This is a genomic window from Streptomyces sp. NPDC048370, from assembly GCF_043200825.1.
GTDB lineage: Bacteria > Actinomycetota > Actinomycetes > Streptomycetales > Streptomycetaceae > Streptomyces.
In genome coordinates, this window is record NZ_JBICYI010000004.1 from 121,460 (window position 1) to 144,714 (window position 23,255).

The 23,255-nt window shown below is 72.7% G+C and carries 23 protein-coding genes and 1 other RNA gene; 10 read left to right on the plus strand and 14 right to left on the minus strand.

Translation table 11 applies throughout. The features are described from left to right. Both ACGFYP_RS11360 and ACGFYP_RS11365 read right to left on the minus strand, forming a co-directional pair. The coding region (locus ACGFYP_RS11360; RefSeq protein WP_393489693.1) for a small ribosomal subunit Rsm22 family protein at positions 1–1,074 on the minus strand (1,074 nt) is incomplete at its 3' end. A 9-nt stretch (positions 1,075–1,083) separates the two neighbouring features. Next, the gene (locus ACGFYP_RS11365; protein WP_361968435.1) at positions 1,084–2,349 is read right to left on the minus strand and encodes a Bcr/CflA family multidrug efflux MFS transporter; all 1,266 of its coding nucleotides are present in this window, start codon (positions 2,347–2,349) and stop codon (positions 1,084–1,086) included. A 113-nt stretch (positions 2,350–2,462) separates the two neighbouring features. Between ACGFYP_RS11365 and ACGFYP_RS11370 the strand changes: the two genes are divergently transcribed. Continuing rightward, on the plus strand, positions 2,463–3,476 hold the full coding sequence (locus ACGFYP_RS11370; protein WP_393489701.1) for a Gfo/Idh/MocA family protein: 1,014 nt from the start codon (positions 2,463–2,465) through the stop codon (positions 3,474–3,476). Here ACGFYP_RS11370 and ACGFYP_RS11375 read toward each other — a convergent pair. Then, positions 3,463–5,115, minus strand: a complete 1,653-nt coding sequence (locus ACGFYP_RS11375) for an alkaline phosphatase D family protein (RefSeq protein WP_393489708.1) — start codon at positions 5,113–5,115, stop codon at positions 3,463–3,465. The two genes, ACGFYP_RS11370 and ACGFYP_RS11375, sit on opposite strands and share 14 nt — an antisense overlap. Before the next feature lie 135 nt (positions 5,116–5,250). Between ACGFYP_RS11375 and ACGFYP_RS11380 the strand changes: the two genes are divergently transcribed. Then, on the plus strand, positions 5,251–6,009 hold the full coding sequence (locus ACGFYP_RS11380; RefSeq protein ID WP_393489713.1) for an SDR family oxidoreductase: 759 nt from the start codon (positions 5,251–5,253) through the stop codon (positions 6,007–6,009). A gap of 79 nt (positions 6,010–6,088) precedes the next feature. Here ACGFYP_RS11380 and ACGFYP_RS11385 read toward each other — a convergent pair whose 3' ends face one another. Then, complete coding sequence (locus tag ACGFYP_RS11385) at positions 6,089–6,412, minus strand: nuclear transport factor 2 family protein (protein ID WP_361968427.1); 324 nt, start codon at positions 6,410–6,412, stop codon at positions 6,089–6,091. Positions 6,413–6,523: 111 nt separating this feature from the next. Here ACGFYP_RS11385 and ACGFYP_RS11390 point away from each other — a divergent pair, with 111 nt between their 5' ends. From ACGFYP_RS11390 to ACGFYP_RS11400, 3 genes are all read left to right on the plus strand, one after another. Then, the gene (locus ACGFYP_RS11390; RefSeq protein ID WP_393490920.1) at positions 6,524–6,838 is read left to right on the plus strand and encodes a MazG-like family protein; all 315 of its coding nucleotides are present in this window, start codon (positions 6,524–6,526) and stop codon (positions 6,836–6,838) included. A 147-nt stretch (positions 6,839–6,985) separates the two neighbouring features. Beyond that, complete coding sequence (locus ACGFYP_RS11395) at positions 6,986–7,174, plus strand: hypothetical protein (protein ID WP_361968425.1); 189 nt, start codon at positions 6,986–6,988, stop codon at positions 7,172–7,174. Between the two features lie 154 nt (positions 7,175–7,328). After that, positions 7,329–8,657 (plus strand): DUF4765 family protein, encoded by a 1,329-nt coding sequence (locus tag ACGFYP_RS11400; RefSeq protein ID WP_393489727.1) that lies wholly within the window; start codon positions 7,329–7,331, stop codon positions 8,655–8,657. Positions 8,658–8,695: 38 nt separating this feature from the next. Here ACGFYP_RS11400 and rnpB read toward each other — a convergent pair. Continuing rightward, an RNA gene (gene rnpB, locus ACGFYP_RS11405) (RNase P RNA component class A) lies at positions 8,696–9,094 on the minus strand. Between the two features lie 77 nt (positions 9,095–9,171). Between rnpB and ACGFYP_RS11410 the strand changes: the two genes are divergently transcribed. Then, positions 9,172–9,942: a MerR family transcriptional regulator gene (locus ACGFYP_RS11410; RefSeq protein ID WP_393489733.1), complete on the plus strand. Its 771-nt coding sequence runs from the start codon at positions 9,172–9,174 to the stop codon at positions 9,940–9,942. Then, positions 9,939–10,847, plus strand: a complete 909-nt coding sequence (locus tag ACGFYP_RS11415) for a hypothetical protein (protein WP_393489740.1) — start codon at positions 9,939–9,941, stop codon at positions 10,845–10,847. The genes ACGFYP_RS11410 and ACGFYP_RS11415 overlap by 4 nt, the downstream gene beginning before the upstream one ends. Here the strand turns inward: ACGFYP_RS11415 and ACGFYP_RS11420 are convergent. Further along, entirely contained in the window at positions 10,798–12,240 is a 1,443-nt protein-coding gene (locus tag ACGFYP_RS11420) for an RNB domain-containing ribonuclease (protein ID WP_393489747.1), read from the minus strand. The two genes, ACGFYP_RS11415 and ACGFYP_RS11420, sit on opposite strands and share 50 nt — an antisense overlap. A gap of 97 nt (positions 12,241–12,337) precedes the next feature. On the opposite strand from ACGFYP_RS11420, the gene yaaA reads away from it, so the two are divergent. After that, the gene (yaaA, locus tag ACGFYP_RS11425; protein WP_393489752.1) at positions 12,338–13,102 is read left to right on the plus strand and encodes a peroxide stress protein YaaA; all 765 of its coding nucleotides are present in this window, start codon (positions 12,338–12,340) and stop codon (positions 13,100–13,102) included. 89 nt (positions 13,103–13,191) lie between these two features. Continuing rightward, complete coding sequence (locus ACGFYP_RS11430) at positions 13,192–13,824, plus strand: bifunctional 4-hydroxy-2-oxoglutarate aldolase/2-dehydro-3-deoxy-phosphogluconate aldolase (protein ID WP_393489756.1); 633 nt, start codon at positions 13,192–13,194, stop codon at positions 13,822–13,824. Between the two features lie 69 nt (positions 13,825–13,893). On the opposite strand, the gene ACGFYP_RS11435 is transcribed toward ACGFYP_RS11430, so the two are convergent. From ACGFYP_RS11435 to ACGFYP_RS11455, 5 genes are all read right to left on the minus strand, one after another. Continuing rightward, a complete protein-coding gene (locus tag ACGFYP_RS11435; protein ID WP_393489761.1) occupies positions 13,894–14,289 on the minus strand; it encodes a hypothetical protein in 396 nt (131 codons plus the stop codon). A gap of 94 nt (positions 14,290–14,383) precedes the next feature. Then, entirely contained in the window at positions 14,384–15,868 is a 1,485-nt protein-coding gene (locus ACGFYP_RS11440) for a bifunctional RNase H/acid phosphatase (protein ID WP_393489766.1), read from the minus strand. Then, a complete protein-coding gene (locus tag ACGFYP_RS11445) occupies positions 15,868–16,611 on the minus strand; it encodes a zinc ribbon domain-containing protein (RefSeq protein WP_393490927.1) in 744 nt (247 codons plus the stop codon). The genes ACGFYP_RS11440 and ACGFYP_RS11445 overlap by 1 nt, the downstream gene beginning before the upstream one ends. Further along, positions 16,608–17,426 (minus strand): Nif3-like dinuclear metal center hexameric protein, encoded by an 819-nt coding sequence (locus ACGFYP_RS11450; RefSeq protein ID WP_393489787.1) that lies wholly within the window; start codon positions 17,424–17,426, stop codon positions 16,608–16,610. The genes ACGFYP_RS11445 and ACGFYP_RS11450 overlap by 4 nt, the downstream gene beginning before the upstream one ends. Positions 17,427–17,506: 80 nt before the next feature. Then, positions 17,507–18,547, minus strand: coding sequence for an ABC transporter substrate-binding protein (locus ACGFYP_RS11455; protein WP_393489794.1), 1,041 nt, complete (start codon positions 18,545–18,547; stop codon positions 17,507–17,509). Between the two features lie 258 nt (positions 18,548–18,805). Here ACGFYP_RS11455 and ACGFYP_RS11460 point away from each other — a divergent pair, with 258 nt between their 5' ends. Continuing rightward, on the plus strand, positions 18,806–19,915 hold the full coding sequence (locus tag ACGFYP_RS11460; protein WP_393489798.1) for a hypothetical protein: 1,110 nt from the start codon (positions 18,806–18,808) through the stop codon (positions 19,913–19,915). Positions 19,916–20,185: 270 nt separating this feature from the next. Here the strand turns inward: ACGFYP_RS11460 and ACGFYP_RS11465 are convergent, their stop codons facing one another. The 3 genes from ACGFYP_RS11465 to ACGFYP_RS11475 are packed head-to-tail and all read right to left on the minus strand — an operon-like array spanning position 20,186 to position 23,094. Beyond that, the gene (locus tag ACGFYP_RS11465) at positions 20,186–21,127 is read right to left on the minus strand and encodes a 3-oxoacyl-ACP reductase (protein ID WP_361968399.1); all 942 of its coding nucleotides are present in this window, start codon (positions 21,125–21,127) and stop codon (positions 20,186–20,188) included. Positions 21,128–21,141: 14 nt separating this feature from the next. Next, positions 21,142–22,218, minus strand: coding sequence for a Zn-dependent alcohol dehydrogenase (locus ACGFYP_RS11470; protein WP_361968397.1), 1,077 nt, complete (start codon positions 22,216–22,218; stop codon positions 21,142–21,144). Between the two features lie 21 nt (positions 22,219–22,239). After that, positions 22,240–23,094 (minus strand): MaoC/PaaZ C-terminal domain-containing protein, encoded by an 855-nt coding sequence (locus ACGFYP_RS11475; protein WP_393489809.1) that lies wholly within the window; start codon positions 23,092–23,094, stop codon positions 22,240–22,242. Between the last annotated feature and the right edge of the window lie 161 nt (positions 23,095–23,255).

The window sequence follows — 23,255 nt, forward strand, 5'->3', positions numbered from 1 at the left end:
TGGTGTGTGGGGGGGGGGGGTGTGGGGGCGGTGCGCGGGGGGGCGGGGGGGGGCCCGCGCGCGGCCCCCGGCCCCCCCCCCCCCCCCCCCCCCCCCCCCCCCCCCCCCCCCCCCCCACTCGGTGTCCCTGGCCGCCTTGTACAGGGCCCCGTGGCGCTTCGTGACCGTCTCGCGGGTCAGCCCGGTCTCCTCGGGGCCGCAGAGGTCGAGCAGGACCAGGCCCTTGCGGGTCTGGGGCTTCCGGACCACCCGCGAGGCCGCCGGGGCGACGGGGAACCGGGTGGCCGCCACGTAACTGAACTTCTCGTCCTCGTACGGCAGCGAACCGCCCTTCACCTTCCGGTGCAGCGACGACCTGCTCACCCGGGCCGCGAAGTGGCACCAGTCCTTGCCCGGCTCGATCGGGCAGGTCCCGCTGTGCGGGCACGGCGCGGCCACGGTGAAGCCCGCCTCGACGAGGAGGGAGCGCGCGGCGATGATCCGCTCGTAGCCGTCGGGCGTGCCCGGCTCGACGATCACGACCGCCTGCGCGACCCGCGCCGCCTCGGTCACGAGCGCCGTCCGGTCGGCCTCGGTCAGCTCCTTCAGTACGTACGAGACGGTCACCAGGTCCGTCGCGTCGAGCCGCAGGGCCCCGCCGATCCGGGCCCGTCGCCACTCCGCGGCGAAGGCCCCTTCGGCGAGCTCCTTCCCGAGGGCGAGGGCCGGTTCCGCCCAGTCGAGCACGCTCGTGCGCGGGGCGCCGTCCCAGGCCTCCGCGACCGCCCAGCTCGCGGCGCCGGTGCCGCCGCCGACGTCGGTGTGCGTGGCCGGCTCCCAGGCGGGCGCCGCGTCCCGCAGGGCGTCGAGCGAAGCCCGTACCGCCTCGAACGTCGCCGGCATCCGGTACGCGGCGTACGCGGCGACGTCGGAACGGTCGCGCAGCACCGGGGTGTCCGTCGGGGTGGTCCCCCGGTAGTTGGCGATCAGCCGGTCGACGGCCTGGGCCGCCTGGCGCGGCGGCAGCCCGTCGAGGAGTCCGGCGAGCGCGGCGCGCAGCGCGTCACCGGAGGCAAGGGGGGTGGAGGCGTTCACCTCCACATTTTAGGCGGACCGCCAAGGCCGGCAGAGCCCCAGGAAGCAGGCGAGGGCACCTGCCGCGCACACCAGCTGGACGACGGCCATCGGCACGGCCGTGGCCTCCCCCGCGATGCCGACGAGCGGCGAGGCGACCGCGCCGATGAGGAACGACGAGGTGCCGAGGAGCGCGGAGGCCGAACCGGCCGCGTGCGGGGTGCGCATCAGCGCCTGCGCGTTGGTGTTGGGCAGGACGAGACCCATCGCCGACATCAGGACGAAGAGTCCGGCGGCGACGGCCGCGAGCGAGGGCTTCCCGAAGACCCCGCTCGTCATGAGCAGCAGCGCCACCGCTGCGAGCACGATCACGGCGAGGCCCCAGCCCAGCGCCTTGTCCAGGCTGACCCGGCCGACGAGCAGCTTGCCGTTGATCTGGCCGACGGCGACGAGGCCGATGGAGTTGAGGCCGAAGAGGAGGCTGAAGGTCTGCGGCGAGGCGCCGTAGATCTCCTGGACGACGAAGGGGGAGGCCGAGATGTACGCGAAGAGCGCGGCGAAGCCGAGGCCGCCGGCCAGGACGTAGCCGGTGAAGACCCGGTCCGCGAGGAGCCCGCGCATGGTGCGCAGCGCCTGGCCGACCCCGCCCTCGTGCCGCCGCTCGGGCGGCAGCGTCTCGCCCAGCCACTTCCAGACCACCAGGGTCAGCAGGACGCCGATGACGGCGAGGACGTGGAAGACGCCCCGCCAGTCGGTGATCCGCAGGATCTGGCCGCCGATGAGCGGGGCGATGATCGGGGCGACGCCGGAGATCAGCATCAGGGTGGAGAAGAACCGGGCCATCTCGACGCCGTCGTACAGGTCGCGGACGACGGCCCGGGCGATCACGATGCCGGCCGCGCCCGCCAGGCCCTGGAGCAGCCGGAAGGTGATGAGCAGTTCGACGGTGGGCGCGAAGGCGCAGACCGCGGTGGCGGCGACGTAGACGAGCATGCCGATGAGGAGCGGGCGGCGGCGCCCCCACTTGTCGCTCATGGGGCCGACGACGAGCTGGCCGAGCGCCATGCCGGCGAGGCAGGCGGTCAGGGTCAGCTGGACGGTCGCGGCGGGCGCGCGGAGTACCTCGGTGACCTCCGGGAGGGCCGGCAGGTACATGTCCATGGAGAGCGGCGGGAGCGCCGTGAGACCGCCGAGGACGAGCGTGACGAGCAGGCCCGCCCGCCGTGCGGAGGCGGCGGGGCCGGCGGATATGTGTCCTGGTGATCCCTGCTTCGTGGGCTGGCCGCTCTCCGGCATCGACTGCTCCATTTCGTTGAAACTTTCCCTATGCTCTCAGCTCGACGGGACAGGTCGAGACCTTTCTGGGGTGGGACATGGGGTCGGGCACGGGATCGGGCATGGGGTCGGGCATGGGAAAGACCGTGCGGTGGGGCGTGCTGGCGACCGGCGGGATCGCGGCGAAGTTCGCCGACGAGCTGCGTGCGACGGACGGCGCCGAGGTGGTGGCCGTGGCCTCCCGTACGGAGGCGTCGGCGCGGGCCTTCGCCGACCGGTTCGGGATACCGAAGGCGTACGGGGAGTGGTCCGCGCTCGTCGCGGACCCGGACGTCGACGTGGTGTACGTGGCGACCCCGCACCACGCGCACCGGGAGGCCGCCGGGCTGGCCCTTGAGGCGGGCAAGGCGGTCCTCTGCGAGAAGGCTCTCACCCTGAACGCGCGCGAGGCAGAGGAGTTGGTCGCGCTCGCCCGGGACCGTGGTCTCTTCCTGATGGAGGCCATGTGGATGTACTGCAACCCGCTGGTCCGGCGCCTCGCGGAGCTGGTCGCGGACGGGGCGATCGGTGAGGTCAGGACCGTCCAGGCGGACTTCGGGCTGGCCGGCCCGTTCGCCCCGGACCACCGGCTGCGCGACCCGGCGGTCGGCGGCGGGGCGCTCCTGGACCTCGGCGTCTATCCGGTCTCCTTCGCGCAGCTGCTGCTCGGCGAGCCCGACACCGTCCAGGCGCACGCGCTGCTCTCGCCCGAGGGCGTGGACCTGAACACGGGGATCCTCCTCGGCTGGTCGTCTGGCGCCTCCGCCCTGCTGTCCTGCTCGGTCGTGGCGGACACCCCGATGACCGCGTCCGTGACGGGGTCGGAGGGCAGGATCGACCTCCCGCACGGCTTCTTCTTCCCCGACCGGTTCACGCTGCGGCGCCACGGCGAGGAGCCGGAGGAGTTCGTGCTGGAGGGCGACGCCCCCGAGCGCGACCGGCAGTCCCTCCGCCCGGAGGCGGAGGAGGTCATGCGCTGCCTGCGCGAGGGCCTGACCGAGTCCCCGCTCGTACCGCTGGACGGTTCGCTGGCGGTGATGCGGACGCTCGACGCGGTACGGCACCGCATCGGCGTCCGCTACCCCCAGGAACTCGCTATGCGGGCTTGAGCCCGGGGTTCCCCGCCTCCGTGACGTAGGAGCCGGCCGTGGTGACCGGAGCGCCCGGGGTCGTCACGGCCGCGACCGTACGGAAGTCGGCGCGGGCGCTGTCCTGGCCGAGCGCGACCGTCACGTAGCCGCGCCGCCCGTTGTAGAACTTCAGGTGCGGGTTGGCGGCGGTGAGATTGTCGTAGTTGGCGGGCCGGTCGGCGCCGTCCTTGCCGCTGGCGATCGAGGTGGCGACGATCTCGGTGCCGAGGGTGCGGGAGGCGGGGTCGCGGTGGTCGGCCTTGATGTCGAGGCCGTAGCCGACGTGGACGTCGCCGGTGAGCACCATCAGGTTCTCGACGCCGGCCGCCGCCGCGCCGTCCAGGATCCGCTGCCGGGAGGCCGGGTAGCCGTCCCAGGAGTCCATGGAGAGCTTGAAGGCGGCCGTCGGCACGTCGCGCCGCTCGGCGAAGACGACCTGCTGCGGGACGACGTTCCACAGCGCGCGGGAGGCGCTCCAGCCGTCGAGCAGCCACCGCTCCTGCGTGGCGCCGGTCATCGTGCGCGAGGGGTCCTCGGACTCGGGGCCCGGGACGCGCCAGCCGTCGCCGTACGCCTGGTCGGAGCGGTACTGACGGGTGTCGAGGATGTCGAACTGGGCGAGCCGCCCGAAGCGGAGCCGACGGTAGAGCCGCATGTCGGGCCCCTCGGGCTGCTGGGGCCTGCGGAGAGGCTGGTTCTCCCAGTAGGCGCGGTAGGCGGCGGCCCGGCGGAGCAGGAACTCCTCGGGCGGCACGTCGTTCTCGGGGGTGCCGCCCGCGTAGTTGTTCTCGGTCTCGTGGTCGTCCCAGGTGACGGCGAAGGGGTGCGCGGCGTGGGCGGCCATGAGGTCGGGGTCCGACTTGTAGAGGGCGTACCGCAGCCGGTAGTCCTCCAGGGTGATCGTCTCCCGGTTGAAGACGGCGGGGAGCCTGCGGTCGGTGTAGGCGCGGGCGCCGCCGGTGGCGTTGACGGCGTACTCGTAGAGGTAGTCGCCGAGGTGGAAGACGACGTCGACGTCCTCCTGGGCGAGGTGCCGGTACGCGGTGAAGTAACCGTCGTGGTACGCCTGGCAGGAGACGGCGGCGATCCTGAGCTCGGAGAGCCGGGCCCCGGCGGCGGGGGCGGTACGGGTGCGGCCGACGGGGCTGGTCCAGTCGCCGACGAGGAACCGGTAGTAGTACACGCGGTCCGTGTCGAGGTGGTCGACGGGGACGTGGACGCTGTGGTGGAACTCGGGGTGCGCGGTGGCGCTGCCGCGCCGTACGACCCGGGTGAAGCGCTCGTCGTGGGCGAGCTCCCAGCGGACGGCGACCCGGGTGCGGGGCAGTCCGGCGTCGGGCTCGAAGGGGCGGGGCGCGAGCCGGGTCCACAGGAGGACGGAGCCGGGCAGCGGGTCGCCGGATGCCACCCCCAGGGTGAACGGGTTCTCGGTGATCCGGCGGGGGTTCAGCTCGGCGGCGCTCGCGGCGCCCGCGGCGGGCAGCTGGACGGCGAAGGCGAGCGCGGCGGCGGCGCCGGTGGCGGTGAGGAAGCGGCGGCGGCCGAAGTGGCGGGCGGCGGCGCGGAGTTCGTCGGTATGGGCCGGTACGGAACCTGTGGGTATCTGCGCGTGCGTCATATGCCCCTCCCCTGACGGATGTTGTCCGTGAGGCATTGGAGTGGGGCGGAACGACCCTGGGTTGTCGGGTACAGAACATCCGCGTGTCGGACGGATGAGTTCCCTGTGCACCGATCTCCCGTACGCTGCGCGCCCATGAGCACTGAGTCGCGCATCGCAGTGGTGACGGGAGCGGGGTCGGGCATCGGCCGGGGTGTGGCCCTGGCCCTGGCGGGGGCGGGCTGGTCGGTGGCGCTCGCCGGCCGCCGGAGCGAGCCCCTGGAGGAGACGGCGGCGGCGTCCGCGTCACCGTCCGACGTCCTGTGCGTCCCGACGGACGTGACGTCGCCGGAGGCGGTGACGGCACTCTTCGAGTCGGTACGGGACCGGTTCGGCCGGGTCGACCTGCTCTTCAACAACGCGGGTACGTTCGCGGGCGGCGGTACCCCGGTCGAGGAGCTGTCCTACGAGACCTGGCGCTCGGTCGTGGACGTCAACCTGACGGGCTCCTTCCTCTGCGCCCAGGCGGCCTTCCGGGCGATGAAGGAGCAGTCGCCGCAGGGCGGCCGGATCATCAACAACGGCTCGATCTCGGCGCACGTGCCGCGCCCGCACTCGATCGCGTACACGGCGACGAAGCACGCGATGACGGGCCTGACGAAGTCGCTGTCGCTGGACGGGCGACCGTACCGGATCGCCTGCGGCCAGATCGACATCGGGAACGCGGCGACGGAGATGACGGCACGGATGCAGACGGGCATCCTGCAGGCCGACGGCCGGCTGGCGGCGGAGCCGGTGATGGACGCGGCGGACGTGGCGGCCACGGTGGTCCACATGGCGGGCCTGCCGCTGGAGGCGAACGTGCAGTTCGCGACGGTGATGGCGACGACGATGCCGTACATCGGGCGGGGCTAGGGCCTGTCCGACCCTGATCCGCCGGACAGGCCCCAGGCCCGGAGGTGGGGCGGAGCCGGGGGCTCCGCCCTGACGGGGGCTACGCCTGCCCGGTCTCGAAGCGGGCGATCTTTCCGTCCTTCACCTCGAAGCGCCAGCCGGTCCGCATCTCGCCCCAGGTGTCGTTGCGGTAGCGGGCGACGAGGGCGCGCCCGCCGTCCTTCTCGGACTCGATCTCCATGTGGCCGCGCGAGGAGAAGATCTCCTTCTCGGTCCACTCGGCGATGTCCCGGTCCGAGCCGTCGTCGGACATGGTGGCGTCGGGGGTGAGGGCCGCGAGGAAGGCCTGCTGGTCGTTGGCGTTGAGGGCCGTGACGAAGTCACGCACGGCGGGGTCGCTGAGTCGGTCCACGGGGATCGTCATGGCCCTACCCGTACACCGCCGCGCCCCGATCGCCGGGTACCCGGGCCGGAGGTGTGGCGCGCTCCGGTGGCGGCACTCGGCCACCTGGACGAGCTGGCAGGCTTCTGCCCCATGACCGACCCGTGGAACACCATCGACCGCCTCGCCTCCTGGATCTCCGCCCATCACACCCTCCCGCCGGAACAGGACGTCCTGATGCGCGTCCTGAAGCTCTCGGAGGAGGTCGGCGAGGTGGCGGAGGCCGTCATCGGCGCGACGGGCCAGAACCCGCGCAAGGGCACGACCCACACCTGGCAGGACGTCGAGTCGGAGCTGTGCGACGTCATCATCACGGCGATGGTGGCGCTGCGGACGCTGACCCCGGACGCGCCGGAGGTCTTCGCGGGCCACGTCCGGCGGGTGGCGGAACGCTCCCTGGAAGCCTGAGTCACCGCCTGACGCACCGACGGACGCACCGCGTGACTCCCGCCTGACGCACCGCCTGACCGGCCCGCTGTCAGTCCCGTACGTCATCCTGGTGCCATGCCCCTACCCCGAGCTGCCTGCCCCGTCTGCGGACGCGCCGTCGCCCTCATGCCCACGAAGAGACTGGGCCACGGCGTGGTCGTCGACCACAAGCGCGAGCGGAAGTCCCTGGTGCTGTGCGCCGGTTCGGAGACCCACCTGCCGCTCGCCCACGCGACCGCCTGGCAGCTGGAGCTGCAGTCCGGCTCCGGCGACCCGACGGGCATGGCACCGGAAGAGACGCTGCCGCTCTTCTGATCCCCTGGCGGCGGGACCACGTCCCTCGGCGATCAGGCGTCCGCACAGGAGGGGTACCGACGCTGCCCCCGACGCTGCCCCCGCGTACCTGGCGCGCCGCCGAGACTTGTCGTCAACTCGGCGTCACACATCATGCCGTCCGGGGAGACTCACCATGCGCGCCCACGAAGAGGACAACGCCCGCCAAAAGAAGCACGGCGCCTCCTCGCCCTCCGCCGAAGCCCACGACCATCCCCACGGTCTGCTCGGCCTCCAGACCACGTTGGGCAATGCGGCCGTGGTGCAGATGCTGCGCGACTCCGGCCAACTTCCGGCCGAGGAAACCGATGTGCAGCGGTCGACCGTCCACGACGTCCTGCGGAAGCCGGGCAAACCGCTGGACGACTCCACCCGCGCCGACATGGAGACACGCTTCGGCACCGACTTCAGTCATGTCCGCATCCACGACGACTCCGCCGCCCGCGCCTCCGCGGCCGAGGTCGGCGCCCGCGCCTACACCAGCGCCAACCACATCGTCGTCGGCGACGGCGGATCCGACGACCACACCCTCGCGCACGAGCTCACCCACGTCATCCAGCAGAGCTCGGGCCCGGTGTCGGGCACCGACCACGGTGACGGCCTGCGCGTCTCGGATCCGTCGGACCGCTTCGAGCGCGAGGCCGAGGCGACCGCGACCAAGGTCATGTCGGCTCCGGTGCAGAGGCACGCGACCGAGCAGGCCGACGCGCACGCCGTCGGAGCCCACGCCCACGGGGCACACGCCCACGGCCACAGCCACTCCGGCTCCTCGGCCGTACAGCGGATGCCCGCGGCTCCTGAGGACGGGCAGGCCGAGGGCGGTCGAAAGTTCGATCTGCAGGACGAGGTTCCTGGTTCCAGCGGTGAGGACCACGTCGCCGGACTGTCCGGAGACAGCGAGGAGGAGGTCTATCTGAAGCGGGGCGTGACGCCCACACAGAAGAAGTGGCTCGTGAAGGAGATGATCCGAGGCTCCTTCGTCAGCTTCCAGAAAATCCTCAAGGAACCCGACGAGAACGCCACGAAGCCCGATCGCGAGCACGTCGACGGATATCTGCATCAGACCAGGAACGAGGAAACGGCCCAGCTGATCGAGTTCACCTCGGATCCCAAGGTCGCCACCATCTTCGCTTCGGAATCCCGGTTCGCGTACGTGTTCACCATCCGGATCAAGCGGAAGTATCTGGAGAAGGGGTCTCAGTCCGAGAAGGGATGGATGGCGAAGCAGGCCGCGCCCTACGAGATCGTCGCGATCGAGCGGAGCGATACGACGAAGGATGACGGCCTGACGATGCTGACCGAGGGCGAGTTCCGCGAAGCGGTCAGGAAGGAGGAAATGGCCGAGTTCCTGCTCAGGATGGAGAACCAGAGCGAGCTCCTGGCCCACATGGCTCAATTCGCCGGGGCGGAAAAGATCAACGAGGTCAAGAGGATGCAGGAATTCAGGAAGGCGCTGGCCGATTAGCGGCCCGCCGCGTCGAGGGCGGCCGCGGTACTGAGGGGCAGACGAGTCGGGCTGTACGCCGGGTTCTGTACCCCGGGACCTCGCGGTCGTCGGGGTGACGGCCATCCATCTAGGGCCGACGTTGCCGCCGGCCTCGTGCGGTCTACCCGCGAACTCGGGCGGGCCGCCCTCGAACGTTCGCGCAGGGACACCGAGGTGTCCCCTCTTGACCTTGCTCCGGGTGGGGTTTACCTAGCCGCCTGAGTCACCTCAGGCGCTGGTGGTCTCTTACACCACCGTTTCACCCTTACCGAGGACCGAGGTCCCCGGCGGTCTGTTTTCTGTGGCACTGTCCCGCGGGTCACCCCGGGTGGCCGTTAGCCACCACCCTGCCCTGTGGAGCCCGGACGTTCCTCGGGAGGATCCGAGGATCCCCACGCGGCCGCCCGCCCGGCTCGTCTGCCGTGCCGACCATGCTACCCGGCCGGCCGCGCCCGCTTGACCTTGTCGCAGCGTCAGGGTTTGTACTGGGCTCATGCGAATCGGCGAGATCGCCGCGCTCGTCGGGATCACCCCGCGGGCCGTGCGGCACTACCACCACCTCGGGCTGCTGCCCGAGCCCGTACGGCGGGCCAACGGCTACCGCGAGTACGGCATCCGCGACGCCGTCCTGCTCGCCCGGATCCGGCGCCTCGCCGAGCTCGGGCTCGGCCTCGACGAGGTCCGGGACGTGCTCGCCGACGACGAGGGGCGGGAGCTGGTCGAGGTCCTGGAGGAGCTGGACGCCGATCTCGGGCGGCAGGAGACCGAGATCCGCGAGCGGCGGGCGCGCCTCGCCGAGCTGCTCGGGGAGGCGCGGGCCGGGCGGCTGACCGCCGAGGGGCCCGTCTCGCCCGAGCTGGCCGGACTGTTCGCGGGCCTCGGCGAGGTGCCCGACTCCCCGATGGCCGCCAAGGACCGGGAGATCCTCGCCCTGCTCGACACCGTGACGCCGGACGAGGACCGCTCCCGGCTCATCGGCGCGATGCGCTCCATGACCGAGGACCCGAAGGCCGTCGCCCGCGCCCACGACGTCTACACGCGGCTCGACGCCCTCGCCGACGAGGACACCGACATCGACGACCCGCGTGTGGCGGAGGCCGGACAGGCGCTCGCCGACATCCTGCCGGACTCGCTCGTCGCGGACATCGGCGAGCAGGGCCTGCCGCAGGGGCGGCTCACCGAGGCCTTCTTCGGCGACTTCTCCCCCGCCCAGGCCGCCGCCCTCCACCACGCCTTCCGCGTGCTGCGGGAGCGGACCCGATGACCGCCGTCATCCGCGTGATGCGCGGCTTCGCCTACGCCTTCCTCCCCGCCGAGATCGTCCTCCTGGTCCTGCTCGTCGCCGGGGTACGGATACCGCCGGCCGCGCTCGCCGCCGCCGAGCTCACCGGCATGGCCCTGTTCCTCACCGGCACCGTCGTCTTCGTCCGGCTCTGGCGGCGCGAGCGCTCCGCCCGGCGGGCCCTCGGGGAGCTGGTGCCCGAGCCCGTGCTCCGGCTCGTCGGGCACGAGCTGCGGCTGATGGCGAGCCTCGTCCTGTGGTTCGGCAGGCGGCGCGTCGGCGTACGCCCCGACGACCAGGTCTTCCCGCACGCCCGCGACCAGGCCGCCCTGATGTACGGCTTCGCGTTCGTCTGTCTCGTCGAGACCGTCGGCATGTCGTACCTGCTCGGCGACTGGCCCGTCGTCCACGCGATCGTGCTCGTCCTGGACGTGTACACGGTGCTGTTCGTCCTCGGGCTGCACGCCGCCTCCGTCGTCCGCCCGCACCTCCTCACCGCCGACGCGCTCCGGCTGCGGCAGGGCGCCCACGTCGACGTCCTCGTCCCGCTCGACCGGATCGCCTCCATCCGGCACGAGCTGGTCTTCACCCACGAGAAGACCGAAGGGGAGCTGAACCTCGCCGTCGGCTCGCAGACCTCCCTCACGATCGAGCTGACCGAGCCGGTGAACGCACCCCGCTTCCTCGGCGCGCCCCGCCCGGTGCGGATCGTGCGCTGCCACGCCGACGACGCCCGGGCTCTGTACCGCGCGCTGACTCGGACACCGGCCCCGGCGCCCGCCGACGCACCCACCCCGCCGCAGGCGCAGGCGCTCACGCCGAAGCTCACGCCGAAGCTCACGCCGGCGCGAACTCGACCTTCGCCGACCCCGGTTCCGCCTGCGTGAGCCGGACCCGCAGCCACTCCCCGAGCGGCAGCGGCGCCGTGCCACCCTCGATCCGGGCGACCACCGCGGGATCGTCCAGATGGACGGTCCCGACGGCCGGTTCGCGCTCCTTCACATCGATCACGTACGCGTCGAAGACCTCGCCGATCCGCCCGGCGAGCAGCGCCGCCTCGACGATGTCGACGGACTCGCGCTCGATGGTGTTGGCGCGCCGCGAGCCCCCGGCCATCTCGTCGGGGAGGGCGGGGAGCGCCGCCCGTACCCACTCCGGCGGCTCCTCCCCCGCCACCGCGGAGACGCAGAGCTCGCCCGCGTACCGGTCGACGAGCCGGCGCAGCGGCGCGGTGCAGTGCGTGTACTCGTCGGCGACGGCCGCGTGGACGGCGGGCGTGGGCACATGGCCGTCGGTGAAGACGGAGTAGCCGGCGCCGCGCAGCAGCGTCGTGCACTCCTGGAGGAAGGCGGCCTGGCGCGGGTCGGTGGGGTCGGCGGAGCGGACGACGTCGGCGTACGAGACGTGGTGCGGCCAGTCGACCCCGAGGGCGTGCGCGGAGCGCCGCAGCCGGGCGACCTCGCCGACGGGCGCGGTGGGCAGCGTCCGCAGGATCCCGGTGCCGGCGGCGGTCATGAGGTCGGCGGCGGCCATTCCGGTCAGCAGTGAGATCTGGGCGTTCCAGCCGTCGGCGGGCAGCGGGGCGCGGTAGTGGAGCGCGTACGTATGGTCCTGCTCGGCGATCTCCTGCTCGGGCACGTTGAGGGAGATCCCGCCGCGTTCCACTTCGAGGGCCTCGCGGAGCCGCCCGATGTCCCGCAGGAGGGCGAGCGGTTCCTCCGCCGTACCGGAGTCGATCTGCCGCTGTACGCCCGCGTAGTCGAGCTTGGCGCGGCTGCGGACGAGCGCGCGGCGCACGTCGGTGGCGACGCGGCGGCCTTCGGGGTCGAGGTCGATCCGCCACAGCAGGGCCGGGTGGGGTTCTCCGGGCAGGAGGCTCGCGGCGCCCTCGGAGAGGACGGCGGGGTGGAGGGGCACCTTGCCGTCGGGGAAGTAGAGGGTGAGGACCCGGCGGTGGGCCTCGGCGTCGAGCGCGGAGCCGGGCGCGACGAAGGCGGCGACGTCGGCGATGGCGTAGTGGACGCGGTAGCCGCCGTCGGCGCGGCGCGCCAGGTGCATGGCCTGGTCCAGGTCCGTGGAGGTCGGCGGGTCGATCGTGAAGAAGGGGATGTCGGTGGCGTCGAGGCCGGGCAGGCGGGGCGCCTTGGCCGCGGCCTGCGCCTCGGCGAGGACGGCCGGCGGGAAGGTGTCGGGGATCGCGAGCTCGGTACGGAGTGCGCGCAGGGCGGCCCGCAGCGGAGCCTCGGCTGCGCCGGTCACGTGAAGGTGGCGGCGGGGCATGGACCGAGCGTATGGCGGAGGGCGGGGCCCGGCACTTTGTAGGCTGAAGGCTCTGGGGCCGCACCCCCAGCACCTGGTCGTACAGAGGAGAACCACCGTGCTTGTGCTGTTGCCGCCGTCGGAGGGTAAGGCCGCGTCGGGGCGCGGGGCGCCGCTCAAGCCGGAGTCGCTGTCGCTGCCGGGGCTTGCCGAGGCGCGGGCGGCGGTCCTGGAGGAGCTGGTCGAGCTGTGCGTCGCCGACGAGGAGAAGGCCCGCGAGGTGCTCGGGCTGAGCGAGGGGCTGCGCGGCGAGGTCGCCAAGAACACGGAGCTGCGGACGGCCGGCGCCCGGCCGGCCGGTGAGATCTACACGGGCGTCCTGTACGACGCGCTCGGCCTGGCGACGCTCGACCCGGCGGCCCGGAAGCGGGCGCGGAACTCGCTCCTGGTGTTCTCGGGGCTGTGGGGTGCGGTACGGGTGGACGACCGGATCCCCTCGTACCGCTGCTCGATGGGCGTGAAGCTGCCGGGGCTCGGCGCGCTGGTCGCGCACTGGCGGCACGCGATGGCGACGGTCATGCCGGAGGCCGCCGGGGACGGGCTCGTCCTGGACCTGCGGTCCTCGGCGTACGCGTCGGCGTGGAAGCCGAAGGGTGAGGTGGCGGCGCGGACGGCGACGGTGCGGGTGCTGCACGCGCCGACGCGGAAGGTGGTCAGCCACTTCAACAAGGCGACGAAGGGCCGGATCGTCCGCAGCCTGCTGGAGGCGGGCGCGGCCCCGAAGGACCCGGCGCAGCTGGTGGAGGCGCTGCGGGACCTGAAGTACGTGGTGGAGGAGGGGAAGGCGGGAGCCCTGGACGTGCTGGTGGACGAGATCCACTAGGACGTCGGAACGGAGGGCGGGAGACGGAGGGCGTTGCACTCTGCGCAACGCTCGTTGCGCAGGTTGTCGCGTGCGGGCAGGATGAGGCCATGACCTCCGCGCTGCCCTCCGTTCTCGACCTCGCTCCCGTCGTCCCGGTCGTGGTGATCGAGGACGCCGCCGACGCCGTACCGCTGGCCCGTGCCCTGGTCGCGGGCGGTCTGCCCGCGATCGAGGTGACCCTGCGGACGCCTGCCGCGCTCGACGCGATCCGGGCGATCGCCGCCGAGGTCCCGGACGCCGTCGTCGGCGCGGGCACCGTCATCTCGCCGGCCGGCGTCGTGGACGCGGTCGGCGCCGGCGCCCGCTTCCTGGTCAGCCCCGGCTGGACCGAGAGCCTGCTGGCCGCGATGAACGCCTCCGGCGTGCCGTTCCTGCCGGGCGTCTCGACCACGTCGGAGGTCGTCGCGCTCCTCGAACGCGGGGTGAGCGAGATGAAGTTCTTCCCTGCCGAGGCGGCGGGCGGCGTCCCGTACCTGAAGTCGCTCGCCGGCCCGCTCCCCCAGGCCCGGTTCTGCCCGACCGGCGGCGTCTCCCTGAGCTCGGCCCCGTCGTACCTGTCGCTGCCCAACGTGGGCTGCGTCGGCGGTACGTGGATGCTGCCCGCCGACGCCCTCGCGGCCCGCGACTGGGGCCGGGTGGAATCCCTGGCGCGCGAGGCGGCGAGCCTGCGGTCCCGCTGACCGGATTGCCGCGCCGACCGCGGGGTTCGGGGCTCGGTCGTCAGCTGATCACCAGGCCGACGTGGTCGGTCACGGGGCGGTACCCCAGCCGCCGGTAGAGCGCGTTGCTGGTCTCCAGGCCCTGCCGGACCCCCGGCACAGCTCCCGGGCGAACGCCTCGGCCGTCTCCACCTCGCCCCGTACGGTCGTCACCTCCGCCGCGTCCGGCAGGACAAGGGCGAGGGCGCGGGCGGCCACGACGGGCATCGGTCCGAGAATCGGTTGGTGGGGCAGCGTGAGCAGGAAGGCGCCGGTGACCCGGCCGTCCGGATCGGTCCACCAGCCGTACCGGGCGGACTCGACGGGCCGTCGACGCGCGCCCTCGCCGAGGGTCAGCAGCATGGTGTTGCGCGCGGGGTCGGCGGCGAAGTGGTCGTCGGCGGCGGCGCGGAAGGCGGCGGCGTCCTCGGTGAAGTGCCACGTCATGCCGACGATGGTGCTACGGACGGAGGGGGTGGGGCCACGTGATTCCGTGCCCCCACCCCCTCCTCACGTCGTCCGGCTCACGTCCGGGTCGGAGTCACCTCAGGTGCGAGGTGTCGTTCAGGAGCCGTACGGAGGCGTTGCCGTCCGCGTAGTACGCCACCGCCGACAGCGAGGCCGCCGACAGCTCCATCCGGAACAGCGACTCCGGCGGGGCGCCGAGGGCCAGCCGGACCAGGGTCTTGATGGGCGTGACGTGCGTGACGAGGAGGACCGTGCGGCCCGCGTACGCGGCGGTCAGCCGGTCCCGGGTCGTCGAGACGCGGCGGGCGACGGTCGCGAAGCTCTCGCCGCCGCCGGTCGGGGCGGCCTTGGGCGAGGCGAGCCAGGCGTCGAGGTCCTCGGCGTACCGCTGGCGCACCTCGGCGAAGGTCAGGCCCTCCCAGGCGCCGAAGTCGGTCTCGCGCAGCCCGTCCTCGATCCGTACGTCGAGTCCGAGGCGGGCGGCGACCGCCTCCGCGGTCTGGCGGCACCGCTTCAGCGGCGAGCTGACGATCTCCTGGATGGTGCCGCGCGCGGCGAGTGCGGCGGCGACGGCGTCGGCCTGGCGCAGCCCGGCGGTGGACAGCTCGGGGTCGGTGCCTCCGCTGCCGGAGAACCGCTTCTCGGGCGTGAGCGCGGTCTCGCCGTGCCGCAGCAGGACGAACGTGGCCGGAGCCCCCATGTCGGCGGACCCCCAGCCCGGGGCGGCGGAGGAAGCGGCGGCGCCGGGCGCGGACGCCTGCGCCGATGCCTGCGCGGACAGCTGAGCCGATGCCGCCGACGCCTCTGCCTCGAAGTCGCCGCTCGCCGCGGACTCGCGCTCGGCCGCGCCGGCCGCCGCCAGGGCGGCACGGGCCTGCGCCGCGACGGTCTCGTCGGCGGGGAAGAGCCCGTCGTCGGACCGGACCGCACCCGAGCCCGTACGCGTCACGGAACCGGAGCCCGTACCCGCACTCGTACCGGAGCCCGCCAGGGCCGCCCGTGCGCGGGCCGCGCCCGCCGTCGCGTCGCCGGGCGGGCCCGAGGGGGCGACGGACGGCGCCGCGGAAGCGTTGCGGGCCGCCGAGGTGTCCAGGGCGGCCGTGGACGCCGACGGCTCCCACTGCTTGCCGCGCTTGCCCGCGTCCATCGCCTCGTTCGCGAGCCGGTCCGCGTGCTTGTTCTTCTCGCGCGGGATCCATTCGTAGCTGACCTGGCTCGCCGGGAGGATCCGGGCCGCCTCCGCCGCCAGCGGCTTCATGTCCGGGTGCTTGATCTTCCAGCGCCCCGACATCTGCTCGACGACCAGCTTGGAGTCCATCCGGACGTGCACCTTGGCGTCCGGGAAGAGCTCGCGCGCCGCCTTGAGACCGGCCACCAGGCCCTTGTACTCGGCCACGTTGTTGGTCGCGACGCCGATGTACTCGGCGCGCTCGGCGAGGGTCTCCCCGGTGACCGGGTCCAGGACCACCGCACCGTAACCGGCGGGCCCCGGGTTGCCCCGGGAGCCTCCGTCGGCCTCGACGACGACCTCGCGGGCCGCTCCGCTCCTGGCCGTCATTACAGGCCGGACTCCGACGTGCGGACCAGGATCCGGCGGCAGTTCTCGCACCGCACCACCGTGTCGGCCGCGGCCGCGCGGACCTCGTTCAGCTCGGTGATGTTCAGCTCGATGTGGCAGCCCTCGCACTTGCGCTGGTACAGCCGGGCAGCGCCGACGCCGCCCTGCTGCTCGCGCAGCTTCTCGTAGAGCTTGAGCAGGTCGGCCGGGACGGAACCGGCCACGAGCTCACGCTCCTTGCCGATCGACGCGGCCTCGCCGTCGAGCTGGGCCTGCGCCGTGTCGCGGCGGGCGGTCGCGTCGTCGGCCTTGGTCTGGACGGAGGAGGAGCGCTCGGTCAGCTCGGCGACCCGCTCGGCGGCGGACTCACGGCGCTCCATGACCTCCAGGACGATGTCCTCGAGGTCGCCCTGGCGCTTGGCGAGCGAGGTGATCTCGCGCTGGAGGTTCTCCAGGTCCTTCGGGGAGGAGACGGCACCGGAGTCGAGCCGCTGCTGGTCCCGTGCGGCGCGCTGGCGCACCTGGTCGACGTCCTGCTCGGCCTTGGTCTGCTCGCGGGCGCAGTCGCTCTCCTCGGTCTGCGCGGCGACGAGCAGGTCGCGCAGCTGGGTGAGGTCCTTGGTCAGCGACTCGATCTCGGCGTGCTCGGGCAGGGACTTGCGCTTGTGGGCGAGCTGCTGGAGACGGACGTCAAGGGCCTGGACGTCGAGGAGTCGGATCTGGTCGGCGGGCGCGGCGTTCAGTTGGGGGCTCCAGGGGAGGTGTGATGGGAGGACCAAGGGTCGGTGACCGTCTTCGAGACGTGGACGCGCAGGTCCCAGCCGTGGCGGTCGGAAATCTCGTCGAGCTGGGCGGCCGCCTGCTCGCACCAGGGCCACTCGGTGGCCCAGTGGGCGGCGTCGACCAGTCCGATCGGTGCGTGCTGGGTGGCCTCGGACACCGGGTGGTGGCGCAGGTCGGCGGTGAGGAAGGCGTCCACACCCGCGGCCCGTACGGCGTCGAAGAGGCTGTCGCCCGAACCGCCGCTGACCGCGACCCGGCGGACCGTCATCCCCGGGTCTCCGGCGACGCGGATGCCCTGCGCGGTGGCGGGCAGCCGCTTCGCGGCGCGGGCCGCGAACTCGCCCAGCGTCTCGGGGTGGTCGAGCTCGCAGATCCGCCCGAGGTTGTTCTCGGGGACCAGGGGGCCGACGACGCGCAGGTCGAGGGCGCCGGCGAGGGCGTCGGAGACGCCGGGGTCGGCGGTGTCGGCGTTGGTGTGCGCCACGTGCAGGGCGATGTCGTGCTTGATCAGCGTGTGCACGACGCGGCCCTTGAAGTGGGAGGCGGCGACCGTCGTCGTACCGCGCAGATAGAGCGGGTGATGGGTGACGATCAGGTCGGCGCCGAGCGCGATCGCCTCGTCCGCGATCTCCTGGACGGGGTCGACCGCGAGGAGGACGCGGGTGATCTCGGCGTCGGGATCACCGCAGACCGTGCCGACGGCGTCCCACTCCTCGGCCCGCTCGGGCGGCCAGAGGGCGTCGAGCGCGGCGATGACTTCAGACAGACGGGGCACGAGGGAAAGGCTACCTGGCCCCCGCGCCCCGCCGTCCTGCCTGTGGACAACCGTCGAGGACGCTGCCCGGGCTTCGACCTCTACTTCTTCACGAGCTGGGCGCGCAGGTCGTCGAGGACGCTGTTCGCCGAGGTCACGCCGAGGCCCAGGTACCAGGTCTCGTCCGGGACGTCCTTGGCCTGCCCGGCCTTGACCGCCTTCAGGTTCTTCCACAGCGGGTTGGCCTGGGCGGTGTCGCGCTTGGTGGCCTTCGGGTCGCCGTAGACGCCGGTGAAGATCCAGTCGGCGTCGGCCTGGTCGATCTTCTCGGGGCTGATCTCGGCGGCGAGCTCGTCGACCTGCTGGTTCTTGGGCCGGGGCAGGCCGGTGTCCTCGAGGATCGTGCCGATGAAGGACGCCTTGGCGTAGAGGCGGATCTTGCCCGGGAGGTAGCGGACCATGGAGATGGTCGGCTTGTTCGGGCCGAGGTCCGTACCGAGCTGCTTCGCCTTGGTCTCGTAGTCGGCGAGCTTCGACTTCGCGTCGGCGGTCTTGTCCAGGGCCGCGGCGTTGAGGAGGTAGTTCTCCTTCCAGGTGAAGCCGGGGCGGATGGAGAAGACGGTGGGGGCGATCTTCGAGAGCTCGTCGTACTTGTCCGCGGCGCGCAGCTGGCTGCCGAGGATCAGGTCGGGCTCGAGGTTGGCGATCGCCTCGAGGTTGAGGTTGTTGATCGTGCCGACGGACTTGGGGGCGCCCGCGTCCTTCTGCAGGTACGTGGGGATGCCATCGTCCCCCTCGGCGGGGGCGTAGCCGACGGGCTTGATCCCGAGCGAGACGACGTTGTCGAGCTCGCCGACGTCGAGGACGACGACCCGCTTGGGGGCGGCGGTGATCTCCGTCCTGCCGAGCGCGTGGGTGAGGGTGCGCGGGAACTGGCCGGGCTTGGCGTCCGTCCCCATGGCCGCGGTCTTGGCCGCCGCGTCGCCGAAGTCCTTGCCGCCCGTGGCGACGTCCTTCTTGGCGGCGCCGTCCTTCTTTTCCGAGGTGGCGGCCGGTGCGTCGGCGCCACCTCCGCAGGCCGCGAGGGAGAGCGCGGCGGCGAGGGCGACGGCTGCGGCGGTGCCGCGGCGGCGGAGGGACATGGGACGACTCCTGTACGGATGCGATGAGGGCGGCTCGGAAGCCGGTGCGCGGCCCGGTCGCGGCACAGGCCCACACCCGGAGTCACAGGCTCCACTTAGGATCGCCTTACCTTACGCACCACTCAACTCTCCAGCACACCCGGCCCCCTCCCCTCAGCAGAATCGATTCACGGCCACCCTTATGTGTGAAGTGACCGGGCTCGTGTTGTTCGGCAGGAAGTGCGAAAACTAGCTTCGGTGGCCGGAGGTGACGAGTCGATGACAGCCTGTGCCATCGAGACAACGACGGACGACGGCGGCGCGGTGCGGCCGGCGCGATTCACGATCACGGCGAACGGCGCGTACGCGGCGCGGCTCGCCGGCACGGGGGACGCCCTGTACGCGGAGCGGTGGACGCTGGACGGGCCGGAGCCGTACGCCGTGCCGCTCCCGCTCGACCAGCCCGAGGAGGCCCACACCCAGCTGCTGCCGCTCGCGGACGGCCGGGTGCTGATCGGTCGGCGCGTGGACGGCCGGCGGCACACGTTCTCGCTGCTCTACCCGACGGGGCCCGGGACCGGCCAACTGCCCCTGGGCGCAGTCGAGGCCGAGGAGCTCGTCCTCCTGCCGCCCTCCCCCGACGGGATCTGCGGCTACGCGATGTGCGTCGGGGCGGACACCACCACGATCTGGCTGGTGGCGGGCGGCGCGTTCGGCCCCGAGCAGGTCGCGGAGGTCAAGGGCCGCTGCACGGGCGGCGTCTGGCTGGACCGCACGGGACGGATGCTGGCCCTCGACCGGTGCCTCGACGGCGCCCCCGTGAAGGCGGTCGCGGTCGACCTGGAGCGCGGGGGCGAGGTGACGCCGCTGCTCCAGATCACCGAGGAGAGCGACGACCGGCTACTGCTGGCCGACCCCGACAGTGGGTTGCTGCTCATCCGCTCCGACGCCCCGTCACCGGGACACGAGCGGCTCGGCTGGGGCGTCCTCGGCAGTCTGCTGCCGATCCGGTTCCCCGAGTGCCTGCGGCTCGACGACGCGGCGGTGACCCCCTTCGCCGTACAGCCCGGGCAGGTGCTGCTTCCGGAGAGCTGCTCGGTGGCGCTGCGGATCGACGCGGCGGCCGGGAGCTGGGTCGGGATGTGGCGGCCGAACGGCCGCCGGATGCACCAACTGGCCGTGCCCGCCGGGTGGATGGCCGGTTCGGGCGTCTGGACGCCGGAGGGCGAGCTGCGGCTTCCGTACGCGACGCGGGACACGCCCTGCGGGCTCGCCGGCCTGACGGTCCCGCCGGACCCGGAGCCGGTCGCGGTCACGGTCGAGCCGCGCGTCTGCCGCCCCGTACCGCTTCAGCAGGCTCCCCTCGCCGACCGCAAAGCCGCTCGTTAGAATCTCGGCCGCACGGCAACAGCGATCTTTACGGGGTGAGTTCCACCATGTCGGAAGCGCGTACGGACGGCTCGGAGCCGGAGGGCTCCGGAAGGCATCGCGGCGAGGCGGCGCCGTCGGAGGACTCCACGTCCTCCCCCCACGGCCGCCACCGCCGCGACGCGGACCAGTAGGACCGAGAAGGACGAGCAGGACCAGCCGCAACCAACGAGAACGGCCCCGGGGCATCCCCTCCGGGGCCGCTCTCGTCTCCGGGGGAGCCCCCCGTCCTCACCCCCGCTTGAGCCCCAGGACCTCCGCCGCCGCGAACGTCTCGCCCGCTGGGCGTCCCGCGTAGTGCGGGGACAGCAGCCCGTCCAGCTCCTCGTACGTGAACGCGTCCTTCGCCGTGTCGAACTTCGCCGACACCTTCGGGCGCTCCACGATCGCGACCATCCCGCCGTGCACGACGAGCAGTTGGCCGTTGACGGCCGCCGCCGCGGGGGACGCGAGATAGCCCACGACCGGCGCCACGTGCTCCGGCGCCAGCGCGTCCAGCTCCCCCTCCCCCGGCTCCGCGAAGCCCGCGAAGACGTCCTCCGTCATCCGGGTCCGCGCCCGCGGGCAGATCGCGTTCGCCGTGACGCCGTACTTCGCGAGCGCCAGCGCCGTCGACGTCGTCAGCCCGACGATGCCGCCCTTGGCCGCCGCGTAGTTCGGCTGACCCGCCGAGCCCGCGAGGAACGCCTCCGACGAGGTGTTCACGATCCGGCCGTACACGCCGGACTCACCCGCCTTCGCCCGCCCCCGCCAGTGCACCGCCGCGAAGTGCGTGGTGTTGAAGTGGCCCTTGAGGTGGACCCGGATCACCGAGTCCCACTCCTCCTCGCTCATCGAGAAGACCATCCGGTCCCGCAGGATGCCCGCGTTGTTGACCAGGATGTCCAGCTTCCCGAACTCCTCCACCGCCAGCTCCACCAGGCTCCGCGCGGTCGCGAAGTCGGCGACGTCGCCCAGGTGCGCGACCGCCCGGCCGCCCGTCGCGCGGATCTCCTCGGCGACCTCCTCGGCGGGGGCCGCCGACGCCTCGCCCGAGCCGTCGCGCCCCGGCTGCCCGTAGTCGTTGACGACCACGGCCGCGCCGAGCCGGGCGAGTTCGAGCGCCTCGGCCCTGCCCAGGCCCCGGCCTGCGCCGGTGACGATCGCGGACAGCCCCTCAAGAGGGAGTGACATCGATTCGCGTCCTCTCAGATCTCGATGCAGGTGCGCAGCGCGACACCCGTACGCATCTGCTCCAGCGCCTCGTTGATCCCGGAGAGCGGCACCCGGTGGGTGATCAGGGACTCCAGGTCGATCCGGCCGGCCCGCCAGAGCGCGATGGCCCGCTCGTAAGAGCGCAGCACGTCACCGCCCCCGTACATCGACGGCAGGATCTTCTTCTCGTCGAAGAACAGCTCGAACATGTTGAGCTGCAGGAAGTCGTCGAGCGCGCCCGCGCCGACGACGCAGAGGGTGCCGCCGCGCCGGGTCGTCTCGTACGCGGTACGGGCGGTGGCGGACTTGCCGACGACCTCGAAGACGTAGTCGAAGCCCTCGCCGGCGGTGACGCGCTGCTTGGCGTCGGCGAGCGCGTCGGGGGCGACTGCCTCGGTCGCGCCGAAGCGGAGGGCGGCCTCGCGCCGGGACTCGACCGGGTCGACGGCGACGATCTGGGCGGCCCCCTGGAGCTTGGCGCCCTGGATCGCGGAGATGCCGACGCCGCCGCAGCCGATGACCGCGACCGAGGAACCGGCCTCCACCTTCGCCGTGTTGATGGCCGCACCGAGCCCGGTCGTCACGCCGCAGCCTATGAGCGCGGCGATGTCGTAGGGCACGTCGTCGGGGATCGGGACGGCGCAGCCGGCGTCGACGACGACCTCCTCGGTGAACGTGCCCGTACCTGCGAAGCCGAATACCTCCCCTCCGGGCCTACGGAAGTTGGGGGTGCCGGCGTTCATGAATCCGGCCAGGCAGAGCTGGGTCTGACCGCGCTTGCAGGCCGGACAGACACCGCACGCGGGCAGCCAGCACAGCAGCACCCGCTGCCCCTCGGTCAGCCCGGTGACCCCGTCGCCGACGTCGATGATCTCGCCCGCGCCCTCGTGGCCGGGGATGAACGGCGCGGGCTGCGGGAGCACGCCGCTCATGGCGGAGACGTCGGAGTGGCACAGTCCGGTCGCCCTGACCCTGATCTTGACCTTGCCGGGGCCGAATCCCACGGCCTCGACGTCGTCGAGGACCTCCAGTTTGTCCTGGCCGATCTCGTGCAGTACGGCTGCGCGCATGGTGCGGCTCCAATCGCCCGATCAGGAATACTCGACGAGGGTGTCGGCGAGCACGGGAGCGTCGTCGCGCTCCACGGCCGTGACCGACACCTGGACGCGGCCGTCCCCGGTCCACATCCGGATGCGCAGGGTCTCGCCGGGGAAGACGATCCCGGTGAAGCGGGTGCGGTACGAGCGGACGCGGGCGACGTCGCCGCCGAGCACCGTGTCCACCACCGCCTTGAGGGTCATGCCGTAGGTGCAGAGTCCGTGCAGGATCGGCCGCTCGAAGCCGGCCAGCGCGGCGAACTCGGGGTCGGCGTGGAGGGGGTTCCAGTCGCCGGAGAGCCGGTACAGCAGCGCCTGGTCCTCGCGTACGGGACGCTCGACGGTCTTGTCGGGCTCCCGGTCCGGGAGTTCGAGCCGCTCGGAGGGTCCGCGGTCGCCGCCCCAGCCGCCCTCTCCGCGTACGAAGATCTGGGCGTCGCTGGTCCACAGCGGTCCCTCGTCGTCGGCGACCTCGGAACGCAGTACGAGGACGGCCGCCTTGCCCTTGTCGTACACGGCGGCGACGCGGGAGGTGGTGACGGCGCCGCCCCTGACGGGGACCGGCCGGTGGAGGGTGATCGTCTGGCCGCCGTGCAGGACGGCGGCGAGGTCGATGTCGACGCCGGGCGCGGAGAGCCCGCCGACGACCCCCATGCCGGCGCCGGCGACGGTGGCGAAGCTGGGCAGGACGTGGAGCCTGGATTCGAGGGTGTAGCGGAGCTCTCCGGGGTCGGTCGCCGGGGTACCGGCGCCCAGTCCCAGGTGGTAGAGCTGGACGTCCTTGTGGTCCCAGGTGATCTCGGCGCTGCGGGGCTCGGCGGCGACGGCCTTGGCGGCATCAATGGGCATGGGGATGCTGCTCCTTGGAGATCCGTGAGGATCGTGGACGTGTGGAAGACCTCGATGCGACCGTCCGCACCGTCGGCCGCACCGAGGCCGTGCGGGACCGTCCCGTACGCGCCCGTTCTCCGTTCTAGAACGCGTTCTAGGTCGGTGATCCTCATGTATAG